The 16,272-nt window shown below is 69.2% G+C and carries 8 protein-coding genes, 1 tRNA gene and 4 pseudogenes; 8 read left to right on the top strand and 5 right to left on the bottom strand.

The annotated features are described in order from the left end of the window. Window positions 1-30 precede the first annotated feature (30 nt). Both DK389_RS05330 and DK389_RS35495 read left to right on the top strand, forming a co-directional pair. A complete protein-coding gene (locus DK389_RS05330) occupies window positions 31-1,350 on the top strand; it encodes an IS701 family transposase (RefSeq protein ID WP_109887897.1) in 1,320 nt (439 codons plus the stop codon). 177 nt (window positions 1,351-1,527) lie between these two features. Then, window positions 1,528-1,860 (top strand): annotated as a pseudogene (locus tag DK389_RS35495) (transposase); the annotation flags it as partial. A 177-nt stretch (window positions 1,861-2,037) separates the two neighbouring features. Here DK389_RS35495 and DK389_RS05320 read toward each other — a convergent pair. Next, a pseudogene (locus DK389_RS05320) lies at window positions 2,038-2,931 on the bottom strand (IS3 family transposase); the annotation flags it as partial. Between the two features lie 92 nt (window positions 2,932-3,023). On the opposite strand from DK389_RS05320, the gene DK389_RS05315 reads away from it, so the two are divergent. Beyond that, window positions 3,024-4,043, top strand: a complete 1,020-nt coding sequence (locus tag DK389_RS05315; RefSeq protein WP_109896047.1) for an IS110 family RNA-guided transposase — start codon at window positions 3,024-3,026, stop codon at window positions 4,041-4,043. Window positions 4,044-4,310: 267 nt separating this feature from the next. On the opposite strand, the pseudogene DK389_RS05310 reads toward DK389_RS05315, so the two are convergent. The 3 genes and pseudogenes from DK389_RS05310 to DK389_RS05300 all read right to left on the bottom strand — a co-directional run. Continuing rightward, window positions 4,311-4,508: pseudogene (locus DK389_RS05310) on the bottom strand (IS3 family transposase); the annotation flags it as partial. Window positions 4,509-4,573: 65 nt separating this feature from the next. Then, window positions 4,574-5,925, bottom strand: a protein-coding gene (locus DK389_RS05305; RefSeq protein WP_109889188.1) for an IS3 family transposase whose coding sequence is annotated in 2 segments (ribosomal slippage) — window positions 4,574-5,587 and window positions 5,590-5,925 — 1,350 coding nt in all. Because the reading frame shifts where the segments join, the coding sequence is not laid out codon by codon here. Between the two features lie 267 nt (window positions 5,926-6,192). Then, window positions 6,193-6,268, bottom strand: a tRNA-Thr gene (locus tag DK389_RS05300). 334 nt (window positions 6,269-6,602) lie between these two features. Between DK389_RS05300 and DK389_RS05295 the strand changes: the two genes are divergently transcribed. The 5 genes and pseudogenes from DK389_RS05295 to DK389_RS05275 all read left to right on the top strand — a co-directional run bounded on the left by DK389_RS05295 (window position 6,603) and on the right by DK389_RS05275 (window position 15,093). Continuing rightward, complete coding sequence (locus DK389_RS05295; RefSeq protein ID WP_109887893.1) at window positions 6,603-7,082, top strand: tellurite resistance TerB family protein; 480 nt, start codon at window positions 6,603-6,605, stop codon at window positions 7,080-7,082. 31 nt (window positions 7,083-7,113) lie between these two features. Further along, window positions 7,114-7,520: pseudogene (locus DK389_RS05290) on the top strand (CidA/LrgA family protein). Next, a complete protein-coding gene (locus DK389_RS05285; RefSeq protein ID WP_109887891.1) occupies window positions 7,517-8,233 on the top strand; it encodes an LrgB family protein in 717 nt (238 codons plus the stop codon). The pseudogene DK389_RS05290 and the gene DK389_RS05285 overlap by 4 nt, the downstream one beginning before the upstream one ends. Before the next feature lie 333 nt (window positions 8,234-8,566). Then, window positions 8,567-12,838, top strand: a complete 4,272-nt coding sequence (locus DK389_RS05280) for a cadherin-like domain-containing protein (RefSeq protein ID WP_109887889.1) — start codon at window positions 8,567-8,569, stop codon at window positions 12,836-12,838. Further along, window positions 12,835-15,093 carry a CHASE2 domain-containing protein gene (locus DK389_RS05275; protein ID WP_236960630.1) on the top strand — a complete coding sequence of 753 codons (2,259 nt, stop codon included), beginning with the start codon at window positions 12,835-12,837 and terminating at the stop codon, window positions 15,091-15,093. Before DK389_RS05280 ends, DK389_RS05275 begins: the two co-directional genes overlap by 4 nt. A gap of 13 nt (window positions 15,094-15,106) precedes the next feature. Here DK389_RS05275 and DK389_RS05270 read toward each other — a convergent pair whose 3' ends face one another. Next, the gene (locus tag DK389_RS05270) at window positions 15,107-16,201 is read right to left on the bottom strand and encodes an NAD(P)/FAD-dependent oxidoreductase (RefSeq protein ID WP_109896043.1); all 1,095 of its coding nucleotides are present in this window, start codon (window positions 16,199-16,201) and stop codon (window positions 15,107-15,109) included. Between the last annotated feature and the right edge of the window lie 71 nt (window positions 16,202-16,272).

Raw genomic sequence — 16,272 nt, 5'->3', positions numbered from 1 at the left:
GGGTGATCCGATCTCGTGCAGGAGCGCGGCATGGATGCCCTGAACACTCCGTTGGCCGACCAGCCGCGCTTTGCGGCCTATGTCGACACCCTCTCGGACGTCCTCGGCCATGCTGATCGGGTCGCGCCGCTGAAGGCTTACTGCACCGGTCTGCTCTTGCCGGGCGCGCGCAAGAGCATCGAGCCCATGGCGGCCCGGATCGCACCGGCTCGGGTTCAGGCCACCCATCAGGCGCTGCACCATTTCGTGGCCAAGGGCGACTGGTCAGACGCCGCTTTGTTGGCCCGGGTCCGCGCCGCGGTGCTGCCGATGATCGAGAGCCAAGGCCCGATCCAGGCCTGGATCGTCGATGACACGGGCTTTCCCAAGAAGGGCCGGCACTCGGTCGGGGTGTGGCGGCAATACTGCGGGCAGATCGGCAAACAGGAGAACTGCCAAGTCGCCGTGACGCTCTCGCTGGCCAACGCGCAGGCCAGCCTGCCGATCGCCTACCGCCTCTACCTGCCCGAAGCCTGGGCCCAGGATCCCGAGCGGCGCACGAAGGCTGGCGTGCCCGAGGCGATCTTCTTCCAGACCAAGCCGGAGATCGCGCTGGATCAGATCCGTGCCGCCCAGGCCGAACAGGTGCCGCCCGGTCTCGTGCTGGCCGATGCCGGATACGGGATCGACACAGCCTTCCGCACGGCCCTGACGGAGTTGGGTCTGCGCTACAGTCTCGGCATCTCCTCCTCGACCAGCCTGTGGCCACCCGGAACAGCTCCTTTGCCGCCCAAAGCGTGGAGCGGGCGCGGCAGGCCACCGACCCGGGTGCGGCGCAGCCCCGATCAAAAGCCGCTCTCGGCCGAGAAGCTGGCCCGGTCTCTGCCGGAGGCGGCTTGGCAGCAGGTCAGGTGGCGTGCGGGCCCGAACGGGATGTTGGCGTCGCGCTTTGCGGCGGTGCGGGCGCGCCCGGCGCATCGCGATGAGCTGCGACACGAGCCTCGTGCCGAGGAGTGGGTCCTGATCGAGTGGCCGCAGGGCGAGGCCGCGCCGACGAAGTATTGGCTCTCGAGCCTGCCGCCCGAGACGTCCCTGGCCGAGCTCGTCAGCCAGACCAAACTGCGCTGGCGCATCGAGCGGGACTATCAAGAGCTGAAGCAGGAGATCGGGCTCGGCCATTACGAGGGGCGGAGCTGGCGCGGCTTCCATCATCACGCCAGCTTGTGCATCGCGGCGTACGGGTTCTTGGTCTCCGAGCGAGGCCGGTTTCCCCCCTCAGGACCGAAGATCACCAGGCGCCAAACCCCTGTCCTACCCGCCGGTTACAGACCCCGCGGCGCCCCCGATCCGGCCAGAGCGTCACGTGCCTGATTCCATCAAGAGCCTGCGCTTGAGACTGGCGCGTGCACTGGTCCTGTCCCTTCACCGATGTCCCTGCTGCCATCGCTCGTTTGTGACACAGTAGTACTAGCAGGCTGTTGAGGAAGTCCGTGGCGTGGCCGAGCTGGGCATGATTCACTCCTTCCCGGTAACGCTTGGGGCAGGTGGATGCGCGGCTCGGATCAGCGGTCGGGGACCTTGTTCTCGTATGTGGACCTGGAGGCGCGGGTGCGGCGCGACCATCCTCTGCGGGCGATCCGGCAGCTCACGGATGTGGCGCTCGCAGCGCTGAACCAGGACTTCTCTGCGCTCTATGCGGCCCGGATAGGTCGTCCGTCGATCCCGCCTGAGATGCTGCTGCGAGCGATGCTCCTGCAGGCATTCTACTCGATCCGCTCGGAGCGGCAGTTGATGGAGCGGCTGGAGTTCGACCTGTTGTTGCGCTGGTTCGTGGGGCTGGGTGTCGACGATCCGCCCTGGGATCATACGAGCTTCACCAAGAACCGGGACCGGCTGCTGGCCGGCGAGATCGCCGCCAAGTTCCTGGCAGCCGTGCTGGCCCAGCCCCGGGTGAAGCGGCTCCTGTCCAGCGACCACTTCAGTGTCGATGGCACGCTGATCGAGGCCTGGGCCTCGATGAAGAGCTTTGATCCTCCCCTGTTTCAGTGGACACGGAGGTTACGTTGCCCAGCGCTGCTCAGCTTGCTCAGGCGTACGGTAGCCGAGGGCGGAGTGGAGGCGCTGTCGGTTGTAGTAGCCCTCGATGTAGGCGAACAGGTCGCGACGTGCCTCGTCGCGGGTTGCCCATCGGCGCTGATGGACGAGTTCGACCTTGAGTGTGTGGAAGAAGCTTTCCATCGGGGCATTGTCGAAGCAGCATCCTGTCCGGCTCATCGAGGCGACCGCCCCTACGACGGCGAGTTGCTCGCCGTAAGCTGCCGCAGCGTATTGGCTCCCGCGATCCGAATGACAGATGAGCCCGGCAGCTGGCCGTTGCCGCTGGGTGGCCATCATCAACGCGGCCAGGGTCAACTCGATGCGCATGTGCTCGCGCATGGCCCATCCCACGAGCTTGCGGGTGGCCAGATCCAGCACGGCCGCGAGGTAGAGCCAGCCCTCGCCAGTCGCCAGGTAGGTGATGTCGGCTAGCCAGACGCGGTTGGGGGCTGCCGCCACGAAGGTCTGCTGCAGGAGGTTGGGAGCGAGCGGCAGGGGATGATTGCTGTCGGTGGTGCACGGGCGATAGCGGCGGCCTGCCAGAGCCCGGATGCCGTGTCGGCGCATCAGCCGCTCGATGCGGCCTCGGCTGACGCCGCGTCCCTCCGCGCGCAGAGCGGCATGCATCCGCGGTGAGCCGTAGCGGCTCTTGTGCTGTTCCTGCAGGCGTCGCACGTCCGCCAGCAAGGCACGGTTCTCCTGGGCGCGGCGGCTCTCAGGCCGGGAGCGCCAGGCATAATACCCACTGGCCGAGACCCCGAGCACGCGGCACATGAGACGCACCGGCCAGATGCTTCCATGCTGCTCGATGAAGCGAAACGTCATTTCGGCACCTCCGCGAAGATGCCGATGGCTTATGGGATGGCCCGCCCCTCACGGAACCGACGGTGGCATTTTGCTGCCACGGACACACGGAGGGATCTGGAATGGCGAAGAGTGCGATCGCGGTGCTGGGCATCGACCTCGGCAAGAACAGCTGCAGCCTCGTCGGCCTCGACGCGTCCGGGGCGGTGGTGCTGCGCCGGCGTTCGCGGCGGGAGACGATTGTCGGCCTGACGGCCAAGCTGCCAGCCTGCATTGTCGCGATGGAAGCCTGCTGCGGTGCCCATCACCTCGGCCGGCTGCTCGCCGCGCAGGGACACGTCATCCGACTAATGTCGCCCGAGTACGTCCGCCCCTACGTCAAGGCGCAGAAGAACGATGACCGCGATGCCGAGGCGATCGCCGAGGCCGCCTCGCGCCCCACGATGCGCTTCGTGCCTCTCAAGGCACAAGAGCAGCTCGATATGCAGAGCCTGCACCGGGTCCGGTCGCGGCTGGTCGGCATGCGCACCATGCTCATGAACCAACTCCGCGCGATCCTGCTGGAGCGCGGCCTCGCCTTCCCTCAGGGCCGGCGCAAGTTCGAGACGGCGGTCGATGTTCTCCTGACGGACCCCGAGGCGCGGGTCGGCACGCGCATCCGGGCCCTCGTCGCCGAGATCCGCGAGGAGTGGGCGGGTCTCGACCGCCGCATCGAGGCGCTCGACCGAGAGTTCGTGGAGCGCGCACGCGCCGACGAAGCGACGCGCCGCTTGGTGTCGATCCCGGGCGTCGGGCCAATGACGGCCACGGCCCTGCGTGCGGCCGTCGACGACGGGAGCGCCTTCGCGTCCGCCCGCGACCTTCCCGCTTGGCTCGGCCTCGTGCCGCGCCAGCACACGACCGGCGGCAGACCGAAGCTCCTCGGCATCAGCAAGCGAGGCAACGCCTACCTGCGTGGGCTCTTCATCCATGGGGCGCGCGCGGCCCTGGCCTCGCTGTCCAAGGCCGAGGACGCGACCGGACGTTGGCTGCGCGGTCTAATGGCGCGGGCACACTACAACGTCGTGGTCGTCGCGCTCGCGGCCAAGCTCGCGCGGGTCGCTTGGGCGACGTTGCGCAAAGGGGGGAGCTTCGAGCGGCATCTGGAGCCGGCCCTCGCCTGAGGCGTGGAGAGAGGTCGACCCGAGTTCGAGCCGGACCACTCGGCGCGGGTCCACGAGGTCTGCGGGAGGACAGTGAAGATGGCCTGACGGTCGAGCGGCGTCCCGGAAGCCTGGCAAAAAAAGCGGCTCAGCGAGGCCGACGTGCTTATGAGGCCCGGGACGTGCGGCTCTCCATCTTGGCGGCGGCCATTGTGCCGACATGCCGGATACGTTTGTGCAGACCGGATACAGGCGTCTTCATCGACCACCTTGCAGACGGGGCGGGCCATACGTTTTTTTGAGCAGGCGGTTCTCCAGGACGAGATCGGCCACGACCTCCTTCAGCGCACCCGCCTCACGGCGCAGCTCCTTGACCTCGTCGGCGGTGGCAGCACGGGCCGTGTCGCCGGCCAGCCGCTTCCGGCCAGCCTCCAAGAACTCCTTGGACCAGCCGTAGTACATGGAGGAGGCGATGCCTGTCCGTCGTCAGATGATTTGAGACGATCTGGGACGCTCAGGAACGGAGGCTCTGGTCCACCTGGGTTGAGAGGTTAGGCAGCCCGCGCGTGGTGGCGCAAGCGGCGGTCGATGAGGGTCTGACGCTTGATCTGCGCCCGCTCGCGCAGGATGCCCTCGCCGCGGCCGAGATAGACGTCAGCGGGGGTGAGATTGCCCAGGCTCTCGTGAGCTCGGACGTGGTTGTAGTGCTCCACGAAGGCGGCAACCCGGGCCTCCAACTCGCCCGGCAGGTAGGCGTGTTCGAGCAGGATGCGGTTCTTGAGCGTCTGGTGCCAGCGCTCGATCTTGCCCTGCGTCTGGGGATGGCGCGGCGCACCGCGGATGTGGGTCATGCCTCGGCTGCCGAGCCATGTCGCCAAGTCACCCGCGACGTAGCTCGATCCGTTGTCGGTCAGCAGCCGCGGGCGATGCGCCACCGGCACCTGATCGAGCCCGGCCGCGGTCAGCGCCAGATCGAGCGTGGCGGTGACGTCGCTGGCCTGCATCGTGGCGCAGAGCTTCCAGGCCACGATGAAGCGCGAGAAGTCGTCCAGCACCGTCGACAGGTAGTACCAGCCCCAGCCGACAACCTTCAGGTAGGTGAAGTCGGTCTGCCAGAGCTGGTTGGGCGCCGTGGTCTTGTCGCGGAACGCGTCGGCGGCCTTGACGACGATGTAAGCGGGGCTGGTGATCAGGTCCTGGGCCTTGAGCAGGCGGTAGACGCTGGCTTCCGAGACGAAGTAGCGCCGCTCGTCGGTGAAGCGCACCGCCAGTTCGCGTGGGCTGAGTTCCGGCTCCTCCAGCGCGAGGGCGACGATCTGCTCGCGGATCTCTGTCGGTAGACGGTTCCAGACCCGGCTGGGCCGGGATGGTCGGTCAGCCAATGCCTCGGGACCGCCTCTCAGGTAGGCGTCGTACCAGCGGTAGAACGTCGATCGGGTGATGCCGAGCTTCTCCAGGGTGCGGCGCACCGGCAGGTGGGATTGCTCAACCAGCCGGATGATCTCCAGCTTCTCAGGGGCTGGGTACCTCATGCCTCGTCGTCCCCAGCCCCGCTCATGCTTTTTTTGAGCAGGCGGTTCTCCAGGAGGAGATCGGCCACAACCTCCTTCAGCGCGCCCGCCTCGCGGCGCAGCTCCTTGACTTCGTCTGCTGTCGCCGCCCGCGCCGTGTCGCCCGCCAGCCGCTTCTTACCGGCTTCCAGGAACTCCTTGGACCAGCCGTAGTACATCGAGCTGGCGATGCCCTCGCGCCGACACAGCTCGGCGATACTGTCCTCGCCGCGCAGGCCCTCCAGCACGATGCGGATCTTCTCCTCGGCCGAGAACTGCCGGCGGGTGGCCCGGCGGATGTCTTTGATCACCGCGTCTGCCGGCTTGCGTGCCAGTCCGGATGTCTGCTTCATCGTCGTGCCTCAGGACTACGATGAACCAGCCATCCTCCGTTCGTGAAGGGCCTCGATGTGTCTCAGGAGCGCTGACGGCGGACACTTGAATAGATGCAAAGGTTTAGCCTGACCCGCCTCAGTCCACAGCTGGTACGACAGACACAAATGCCTTTCCCGGCGGATCGAGCTTCTCTGACGTGGTCACCCGATGGTCACCAGACGGAGCTCCGATCCTGAACTCATTCTGCCAGGTCGATCGAAGGCATTGTTAGAGAAGTGAAAAAATGGTGCCGCAAGAGGGATTCGAACCCCCGACCCCCTCATTACGAATGAGGTGCTCTACCAGCTGAGCTATTGCGGCCTCCGGCCCTATTAAGGCCATACTAAATCGATCGTCGGTCCGTCAACTCGTTGAGACCATTTCGATTTTAACGGTTAACCCGCCAATTACGAATGAGGTGCTCTACCAGCTGAGCTATTGCGGCGCGATCGACGCGCCGTGGGGCATCGTTCGATCGTTCGGGTGAGGCTCATATCCGGACGGCTCCGTATTGGCAAGGCGGGAGGCGGCAGCCGGCGCGATCCGATGCAGCCGCGCCACGCCGCGAGGGCGCCGCGCGCGCAGACGATCCCGAGCGCTTGACGGGGCTCAAGGCGATCGAGACTGTCGGCCGCCCCTCTCGAGATCTCTGCCCATGTCCCTGATCGCGCGCCTCCGGGCCTATGCCGCCGACGCCTTCGGGATCGCGCCGGCCGCCGACCTGCCCGTCGACGACGAGCACCTCGCGGCGACCGCGCTGCTCGTCCACGTGGCTCGCGTCGACGGCGTGCTCGCGGCCCCTGAAGCGGAGCGCCTGACGCGTCTGGTGCGCCGGCGCTACGCGGATTCGGGCGAGGCGGCGGACGCACTGATCGCGCGCGCCACCGCCTTCGACGCGGAGACCCGCGATGTCGCCATTCTGGTGGAGCTGATCGGGCGCGAGGGCGGCGAGGCGGAGCGGGCGCGGCTCCTTGCGATGGCATGGTCCGTCGCCGGAGCGGACGGCACCGTCGACGAGTTCGAGGAGGCCCTCGTCTGGCGGCTCGGCAAGCTTCTCGGCCTCGATGAATCCGCCATCGCGAGCGCCCGCGAGGAGGGGCTCGCAGGCCGCGACGGCGCGGCGGCGCGGGCGTGAGGCCGTCCGTCCGGGCGGCGGAGCGCAGCCCGTGATCGCGAGCTTCGCCCTTGTCCTGCTCGCACAGCTCGCCGGAGAGGTCGTCGCGCGCAGCAGCGGGTTGCCCTTGCCGGGGCCCGTGCTCGGCATGGTGCTGCTGCTCGGCTTCCTCGTGCTGCGCGATCAGGGGCCCGCGATCGTGCCGCGCACGCTGCCGCGCCCGCTGACGGACGGCACTTTGGAGCGGACCGGCCGGGGCTCCTCGCCAACCTATCCCTGATGTTCGTACCGGCCGGCGCCGGCATCGTCGGCCGCCTCGACGTGCTGCAGGTGCAGGGGCTGAAGCTCGCCGTCGTGCTGGTGGTGTCGACGCTCGCGGCGCTCGGCGCGACCGCGCTGACCTTCGTCGCCGTCTCGCGGTGGCTGGAGCCGCGCGGGAAGCGGGGGGCGGAACGATGAGCGGCGAGTTCGCGGTCTGGGTCTATCTCTCCCGCACCCCGCTGCTCTGGCTGACGGTCACCCTCGTCGCCTACCTCGTGGCCGACCGGATCGCGGCGGCGACGGGCCGCAGCCCCTTGGCCAACCCGGTGCTGATCGCGATCGTGCTGACGGGCGCCGTGCTGGCGCTGACGGGTACGCCATACGCGGATTACTTCCAGGGCGCGCAGTTCGTGCATTTCCTGCTCGGACCGGCGACGGTGATGCTCGCCCTGCCGCTCTACGAGCACCGGGCGACCGTGATGCGCGCCCTCCTGCCGATGCTGGCCGCACTCGTCGTCGGGTGCGTCGTGGCCCTCATCTCCGCGGTCGGGCTCGCGCGCCTCCTCGACATCCCGCGTCCAGTGATCACCGCGCTCAGCCCGAAATCCATCACCTCGGGCGTCGCGATGGGCGTCTCCGAGACGCTTGGCGGTGACCCGACGCTGACGGCCGTGATCGTGATGCTGACGGGCGTCACGGGTGCGATCCTCGTCACGCCGCTGATGGACGCGCTGCGGATCCGGGACATGCGGGCGCGGGGTTTCGCGGCGGGCCTCGCTGCCCACGGCGTCGGCACAGCCCGCGCCTTCCAGGTCAGCGAGGTCGCGGGCACATTCGCCGGAATCGCGATGGGTCTCAACGCTCTGTTGACCGCGATCCTGGTACCGTTGGTGCTGACCCTCGTTCCCTGAGCGATTCCGTCGACCGATGGCCGCCGCGCGGGGCCGGCGGCTGCCGGCAACGCCATGTTCGGGCTCGCGAATTGGCGCCTCTGTGCTCTCGGAACACTTGAAATCTTCAGGCCCCTCGGATGAACCTGCGCGAGCCTGTCGGGCGAAGGGAATTGAACTGTACGGATACGGACGGTTCGGGTCTTCGGGCGTGCCGGCGCCGGCGACGCTTGTGGGTGCGCGGTGAAGCCGTCTTTTCGTGTGACGGGGCGCACCAACACGCTCCGATACTTCCCGTAGCGCAGCCATGAACAGGCGTCGCGAGACGCTCCATTCGGATTCGGTGCACGAAACGTGAAGAGCGCAGCCGACATCAGATCATCTTCGCAGGGGCCGTCCTTCGGCCTCGCGGACGTGCGCGAGGTCGAGGCGGAGGCCGGCGGCACCATCCGGGTCGACGACGCGGCCCTTCTCTTCCGTGGCCACTACGTCCGTGCGGGCGCCGATCTGATCATCAGCGACGAGACGCACCGCCTCGTCGTCCACGATTACTTCGAGGTCGGGCGGCGCCCCAAGCTCGTCGCGCCGGACGGGGCCTCCCTGTCCGACGCGGTCATCGACGCCCTCAGCCTGCCGCTCGGCGGCGAGCGCTACGCGCAGGCCGGTGCGCCGCAGGCCTCCGACGCCTCGGCCGCGATCGGCCGCGTTCAGACGGTGACCGGCTCGGCGAGCGTCGTGCGCAACGGCGTCACGGTCGCGCTCCACGTGGGCGATCTCGTCTACAAGGGGGACGTCGTCCAGACGGAGCGTGGCTCCTCGCTTGCCGTCTCCTTCCTCGACGGCACCCTGTTCAGCCTCTCCGCCAGCGCGCGGATGCTCCTGAACGAGATGGTCTACAAGGCGGAGGGGGAGAGCAACTCGGCCCTGTTCAGCCTCGTACAGGGCTCGATCACCTTCGTGGCCGGCAAGGTCGCCAAGACCGGCGACATGAAGATCGGCACCCCCGTCGCCACGATGGGCATCCGCGGCACGGCGGTCCACGTCCAGATCGATGCGGACAACGGCACAACACGCCTCTCCGTGATGACGGAGCCGGACGGACACACCGGCCGCTTCGAGGTCTACGACCGCGACGACCCGACCCGCCTCCTCTTCACGGTGTCGGATCCCGGCAACGCCTTCATCGTCAGCCCGAACGGCCCGCTGCAGGTCAAGTTCGAGCAGGTCGCCAAGACGCCCGCCGATCTTCAGTTCGAGGCCGGCCTCGTCCAGGCGATCTTCAAGGCGATCGCCGAGGCGCCCCGCCTGCCCGTGTTCCAGGGACCCTCGACCGGCGGCGGCGGCGGTTCGAGCACCGAACCGAACATCGTCCAGCCGGACACCGCCCCGCCCGGCGCGCCGAACGGGCCCGTCGAGACGCCGCCGGTCGATCCGCTCTCCGGCTCGGCGCCGCGCGGATCGAGCCAGCCGCCCGTGGATCCGCTGACCGCCCCGCTTCCGCCGGGCGGCTCGCCGCAGGACGATCCCCTCGTCCTCACGCCCCGCACCTTCACGGTCGTGCAGGGCAACGCCCTCGTCGCGGCGACCGTCGGCCAGGGCGTCCTCGGCGCGACGACGGCGCACATCGTGGCGGCGCGGGCCGGCATCGAGGCGCCGATGGAGGGCCTCTCGGGGGGCACCGTCACCCTGCAGGGCCGCTACGGCACGCTGCTGCTGCGGGACGACGGCACCTATGTCTACCGGGCCGACAAGGCCGCCGGCCTCGCCGAGGGGCAGCAGGGCGCGGACGTCTTCACCTACCGCGTCGAGGACAAGACGGGCGTGAGTGCCACGACGACGCTCACGATGGACGTGACCGGGGTCAACGATGCGCCCGTCGCGCCCCTCGCAATCGTCCTCGCGGCGGGCGCAGAGGATGCCTCGCGGATCGTCTCGGCCGCGGACCTCCTCGCCGGCGCGAGCGACGTCGACGGCGATGCACTGCGGGTGAGCGGGCTGCGCGTCGTGAGTGGCGGCGGTACGATCGAGGATCTCGGCGACGGCCGCTTCATCTACCGGCCGGCGGCAGATGCGAGCGGACGCGTGACGCTCGCCTACGCGATCACGGACGGGCACGGCGGCGGCGTCGAGCAGATTGCGAGTTTCGAGGTCTCGCCCGTCAACGATGCACCGGTCGTCGCGCGGGCGCTGTCGCTCCGGTCGAGTCCCGAGGACACCCTTCGCCCGATCAGTCCGCTCGATCTGCTCGCCGGGGCGACGGATGCGGACGGCGACGCGCTCGCCGTGACCGCGTTGAGGATCGTGAGCGGCGACGGCACGATCGAGGATCTGGGCAACGGCCACTACGCCTACCGGCCCGACTCGAATGCGAGCGGGCCGGTGACGCTCGCCTACACGATCACTGATGGCCACGGCGGCAGCGTCGCGCAGACCGCCCGCTTCGATGTCATCCCGGTCAACGATGCACCGACGATCGGCGGCCCGCTCGTGCTGGCGGCGAGCCTCGAGGATACCGCGCGCGTGATCACCGCCGCCGAACTCCTTGCCGGCGCGGGCGACGTCGATGGGGACGTCCTCGCCCTGACCGGCCTGAAGATCGTTGGCGGCGGCGGCACGATCGAGGATCTGGGCGACGGGCGCTACGCTTATCGGCCCGCCGCGAATGCCAATGGGCCGGTGACGCTCGCCTACACGATCACGGACGGCCATGGCGGCGACGTCGCGCAGACCGCCCGGTTCCAGATCGCGCCCGTCAACGACGCGCCCGTCATCCGGCCTGACGCCACGAGCGCTGCGGCGCGCGTGGACGAGGTGGCCTACGGCGCACCCGGCAGCGGGACACTCCTGCACAGCCGCTCGGGCACGATCGCCTTCAGCGATCCCGATTTCGGTGACGTCCACGGCGCGACCGTCGTCGCGGACGGAACCGGGTATCTCGGCACGCTCACGCTCGGTGCGATCGACGAGGCGTCCGGAACCCTGGCCTGGAACTTCGCGGTGCCGGACGGTGCGATCGACGCGCTTTCCGCCGGCGAGACCCGCGTGCAGACCTACTCGGTCCGGATCTCGGACAGTCTCGGCGGGAGCACGACCCAGGTCGTCTCGGTGACGCTGGCCGGAGCCGGCGAGCGGCCGCCCGTCGCCGCCGACGACCTCGACCTGCATCCGAGCCTCTTGGTGAACAGCGGATTCGGCGCCGCACCGGATTTCTCCGGCTGGACCCAATCCACCGTGAATTCCGGGAATTTCATCAACAATTCCTACCGGCCGCAGATCGTCGTCGATCGCAGCGGCACGTATCTCGCGGGCGCCGACGCCGTCGCGGTGCTGGCCTTCGAGGGCACGATCGACACACGCGGCGGCACGGCCTGGGGGCCGTCGATCCGTAGCGCCACGTTCTCGGCCTCGGCCGGTGACGCGATCAAGTTCGACTGGCAATTGTCGAGCGGCGAGGACCACGCTCGCGGCCGCGGATACCTGCGCGATGCGTCGAACGGCCAGATCGTCGCGACCGTGCTGCAGGAAGACAGCATCGTGTCCGGCTCGACCGGATGGCAGACGAAGACCTTCGTCCTTCCGTCGGGCGGGACCTACTACATCGAATTCCAGGTCGGGTCGTACGATTCGACGTTCGGGCAGGTCGTCGGTGCCGAGCTCGTCATCGACTACGCCGGCGTCGTGCCCCGCATCCGCGAGGACATGCCGCTCGTCATCCAGCCGGCGGAACTCCTCGCCAACGACAGCGATCCGAGCGGGTTGCCAATCCACCTCGTCTCGGTAGCCGGCACGAGCGCGCACGGCGCCGCCGTCACCCTCAACCCGGACGGCACCATCACCTACGATCCGCGCGCGGCCTTCGATCATCTGGCCCAGGGCGAGACGGCGACGGATTCCTTCGTCTACACGATCGCGAACAGCACGGGCGCCACGGCCTCGGCGACGGCGTTCTTCACCGTCTCGGGGGACAACGACGCCCCGATCGGCGGTCAAGACCACATCGTCGCCGCACCCGATGCCTCCCTCACCGTGCCGATATCGGCACTGCTCTTCAACGACCGCGATCCGGATTCCGGCGCGCGCCTCGGGGTGGTGAGCGTGACGGACGCGCAATTCGCTCCATCCGGCGACGCGATCCGCTATCAGGGCACGGGCGACGGCGGCCATTTCAGCTACGTCGTGCAGGATGAGCACGGCACGCCGGCGGTGCAGGCGGTGGAGGCCGTCGTGACCCGCGGCGAGGCGCGTCACCTCGTCGGCACGGCCGCTGCGGAGATCCTGATCGCGTCGGCTACCACGGAAGTCCTGACGGGCGGAGCCGGCCGCGACGTGTTCGTCTTCGCTGATGCCGGCACGGCCCGCACCATCACGGATTTCGCTGCGGGCGCGTCGGGCGACGCGATCGACCTCACCGGCGTGTTCGGCGGAAACGTGACATACGAGAACCTCGCGGCCTTCGCCCGCCTCGTGACGGAGGGCGATCACGCGGCGCTGGAGGTGAGCGACGGGTCGGGCGGCGACTGGCACATCCTGGCGCATCTGACGAGCCTGCCGGCGTCCGCCACCGACGTGACTCTGATCTGGACCGATCACCTCGTCCGGCTGAACGCTCAGGCACCGCTGGTGTGAGGGAAGCGGGCCAAACAGGCATACCTCCCGGCTTCACCGCCCGCCACGCCGCCGCGCGCCGGGGACTCGTCGGCCGGATCGGCCTCGACCGGGTGCTGGCGACATCGGTCCTCGTCCTCTTCGTGGTGCTGCGGCTCTGTGACCCGCCGCCGGTCGAGACCTTCAGGCTTCGCACCTTCGACGCCTTTCAGATCCTGCGACCGCGCCCGGCGACGTTGCGGCCGGTCACCATCGTCGACATTGACGAGGCTAGCATCCGCGCCCTCGGGCAGTGGCCCTGGGCCCGTACCCGCGTCGCCGACCTGGTCCGGCGCCTGACCGAGGCCGGGGCTGCGGCGATCGCCTTCGACGCCGTCTTTCCCGAACCCGACCGCCTCTCGCCGGCCCTCGTTGCGGAGAGCGTCGCCGGGCTCGACGCGGAGAGCCGGGCGACGCTCGCCCGGCTGCCCAGCAACGATCGGATTCTCGCAGAGGCGGTGGCCGCCTCGCGGGTCGTCCTCGGGCAGACGGCCCTGGCGCAGCCCTCGGGCAACGATGCCGCCCTGCCCGAGACCGGCTTCGCGCAGATTGGCCCTGACGCCTCCGCCCACATCGCGCATTTCCCCGGCCTCCTGCGCAACGTGCCGGAGCTGGAGCAAGCGGCGGCGGGGCGCGGGCTCTTCACCATCGTGCCGGAGCGCGACGGTATCGTGCGCCGGGTGCCCCTCGTTCTGATCGCCGAGGGGCGGATGGTGCCAGCCCTGTCGCTGGAGGTACTGCGGGTGCTCACCGGCAGCGGCGCCGTGATGCTGCGCACCGACGAAGGCGGCGTCAGCGCCGCCGCCGTGCCGGGCTTCGAAGTGCCGACCGACGCGAGCGGATCGGTCTGGCTGCACTTCAACCACCACGATCCGGCCCGCTTCGTCCCGGCGCGCGCCGTCCTCGACGGCAGCTTCGACAGGGAGCGGGTCGCCCAGAAGATCGTGCTGATCGGAACGTCCGCGATCGGGCTCCTCGACAACAAGACCACGCCCGTCGACCGCATCATCCCCGGCGTCGAGATCCACGCGCAGGTTCTGGAGAGCGTGCTCACCCGCGCGACGCTGTCCTATCCGAGTTACGCCATCGTGGTGGAGGTGCTGCTCGCGATCGCCGTCTCGGCCGGGATCATCGCCTTCGCACCGGTGCTCGGGGCCGCATGGCTCCTCGTGCTCGGCGCGGTGGTCGCGATCTTCATCGCCGCGATCTCGTGGCTCCGCTTCACCGAACTCGGCATCCTGCTCGACCCGACTTTCCCGCTGGGGGCGAGCTTCGGCGTCTACGCGGTGCTCGTCTTCACGAATTACACCCGCGAGCAGATGGGCCGGCAGCGCATCCGCTCGGCCTTCAGCCAGTACCTCTCGCCGGCCCTCGTCGACGAACTCGCGGCCTCGCCCGAGAAGCTGCGCCTCGGCGGCGAGGAGCGGCCCCTCACCATCATGTTCAGCGATGTTCGCGGATTCACGGCGATCTCGGAATTCTACCGGGCGGATCCGGCCGGCCTCACGACCTTGATGAATCGCTTCCTGACGCCGCTCACCGACGCGATCATCGGGCGGCGGGGCACCATCGACAAATACATGGGCGACGCCATCATGGCGTTCTGGAACGCGCCGCTCGACGATCCGGACCAAGAGGCGAATGCCTGCGCGGCCGCCCTGGAGATGATCGCCCGCATGAACGCGCTCAACGCCGAGCGGCGGGCGGAAGCCGAGGCCGGCGGCCACCCCGTCCTGCCCCTCAACGTCGGCATCGGCATCAACACCGGGCGCTGCGTCGTCGGAAACATGGGCTCGGCCCAGCGCTTCGACTATTCGGTCCTCGGCGACACGGTGAACGTCGCCTCGCGCCTCGAAGGCCAATCGAAGACCTACGGCGTGCAGATCATCCTCGGCGATGCCACCGCCTCGGCGGTCTCGGACCGCTTCGCGTTGCTCGAGATCGATCGGATCCGGGTGAAGGGCAAGCTGCTGCCCGAGACGATCTCGGTGCTGCTCGGAGACGCCGAGATGCGTGCCTCGGAGACGTTCGCGCGGCTTTCCACCGCCCACGCTGCACTGCTTGCCTGCTACCGCGGGTGCGACTGGGCGGGCGCCCGCGACCACCTCGAAACCTGCCGGGCCCTCGGCTTCGGTCTCGATGCGCTCTACGACCTCTACGCCGCCCGCATCGTGGCCTTCGAGCGCGCGCCGCCACCGGAGGATTGGGCCGGCGTCCACGTCGCCGAGACCAAGTAGGGGAGGGGCTCGCTCAGGCGTTCAGCCTGTCGGCCACATCCTCCGCGAGCGACAGGCTCGCGGTCAGGCCGGGGCTCTCGATGCCGAACAGGTGCACGAGGCCGGGCAGGCCGTGCTCGCGCGGACCGTCGATGCGGAAATCCTCCGCTGGCTCGCCGGGCCCGGTCAGCTTCGGCCGGATGCCCGCGTAATCGGGCACGAGGCTGCCGTCCGGGAGCGCCGGCCAGTAGCGGCGGATCGCCCCGTAGAAGGCGTCCGCGCGGGAGGGGTCGACGGTGAAGTCGAGCCCGTCCGTCCACTCGACGTCGGGGCCGAAGCGCATCCGGCCGGCGAGGTCGAGGGTGAGGTGGATGCCGAGCCCGCCCTCGACCGGTGCGGGGTAGACGAGCCGCCGGAAGGCGGGCTTGCCGGCGTACGAGAAGTAGCTGCCCTTGGCGAGGACGAGGCGGGGCGGTCGCGCCGGCTCGTAGCCCTCCGTGCGCGCGGCGAGGGCCGGTGCGCCGAAGCTTGCCGCGTTCACGACGGCGTCGAACGGCATCTCGCCCGCTGCCTCGCCGCCGGTCAGCGCGATCCAGGCATCGCCATCGCGGAGCAGGCGCTCGACGGGCGTGCGGAAGGCGAGCATCCCGCCGCGCGTTTCGATTTCGCCCTGGAGCGCCAGCATGAGGGCGTGGCTGTCGATGATCCCGGTCTCGGGCGAGTGGAGGGCGCGCGTGCAGGCGAGGTTCGGCTCGATCTCGCGCGCCTCGGCGCCCGTCAGGAGGCGCAGGCCCTCGACGCCGTTCCGGCGGGCGCGCTCGTGGATGGCGACGATGGCCAGCTCCTCGGCCTCCGCCGTCGCGACGACGAGCTTGCCGAGGCGCGCGTGCGGCACGCCGTGGCTCTCGCAGAAGGCGTAGAGGCGACGGCGCCCCTCGACGCAATGGCGCGCCCGGAGCGAATCCGTCGGATAATAGAGCCCGGCGTGAATCACCTCGGAATTGCGCGAGGAGATCCCGGTCCCGATCGAGTCCGCGGCCTCGGCGACGACGACGTCGTGTCCGCGCAGGGCCAGCGCGCGGGCCGAGGCCAGGCCGACGATGCCGGCACCGACGACGAGGATGGACAGACGCGCGCGGCTCATGGTCGAGCATACCGCGCCAAGTCAGGCTTGGCAGCCGGGGATCGGCGGCCCCCGCT

The organism is Methylobacterium durans (genome assembly GCF_003173715.1).
GTDB lineage: Bacteria > Pseudomonadota > Alphaproteobacteria > Rhizobiales > Beijerinckiaceae > Methylobacterium > Methylobacterium durans.
Note: the sequence above shows the minus strand (reverse complement) of the source record. Positions and strands in the feature narration are given on the sequence as shown.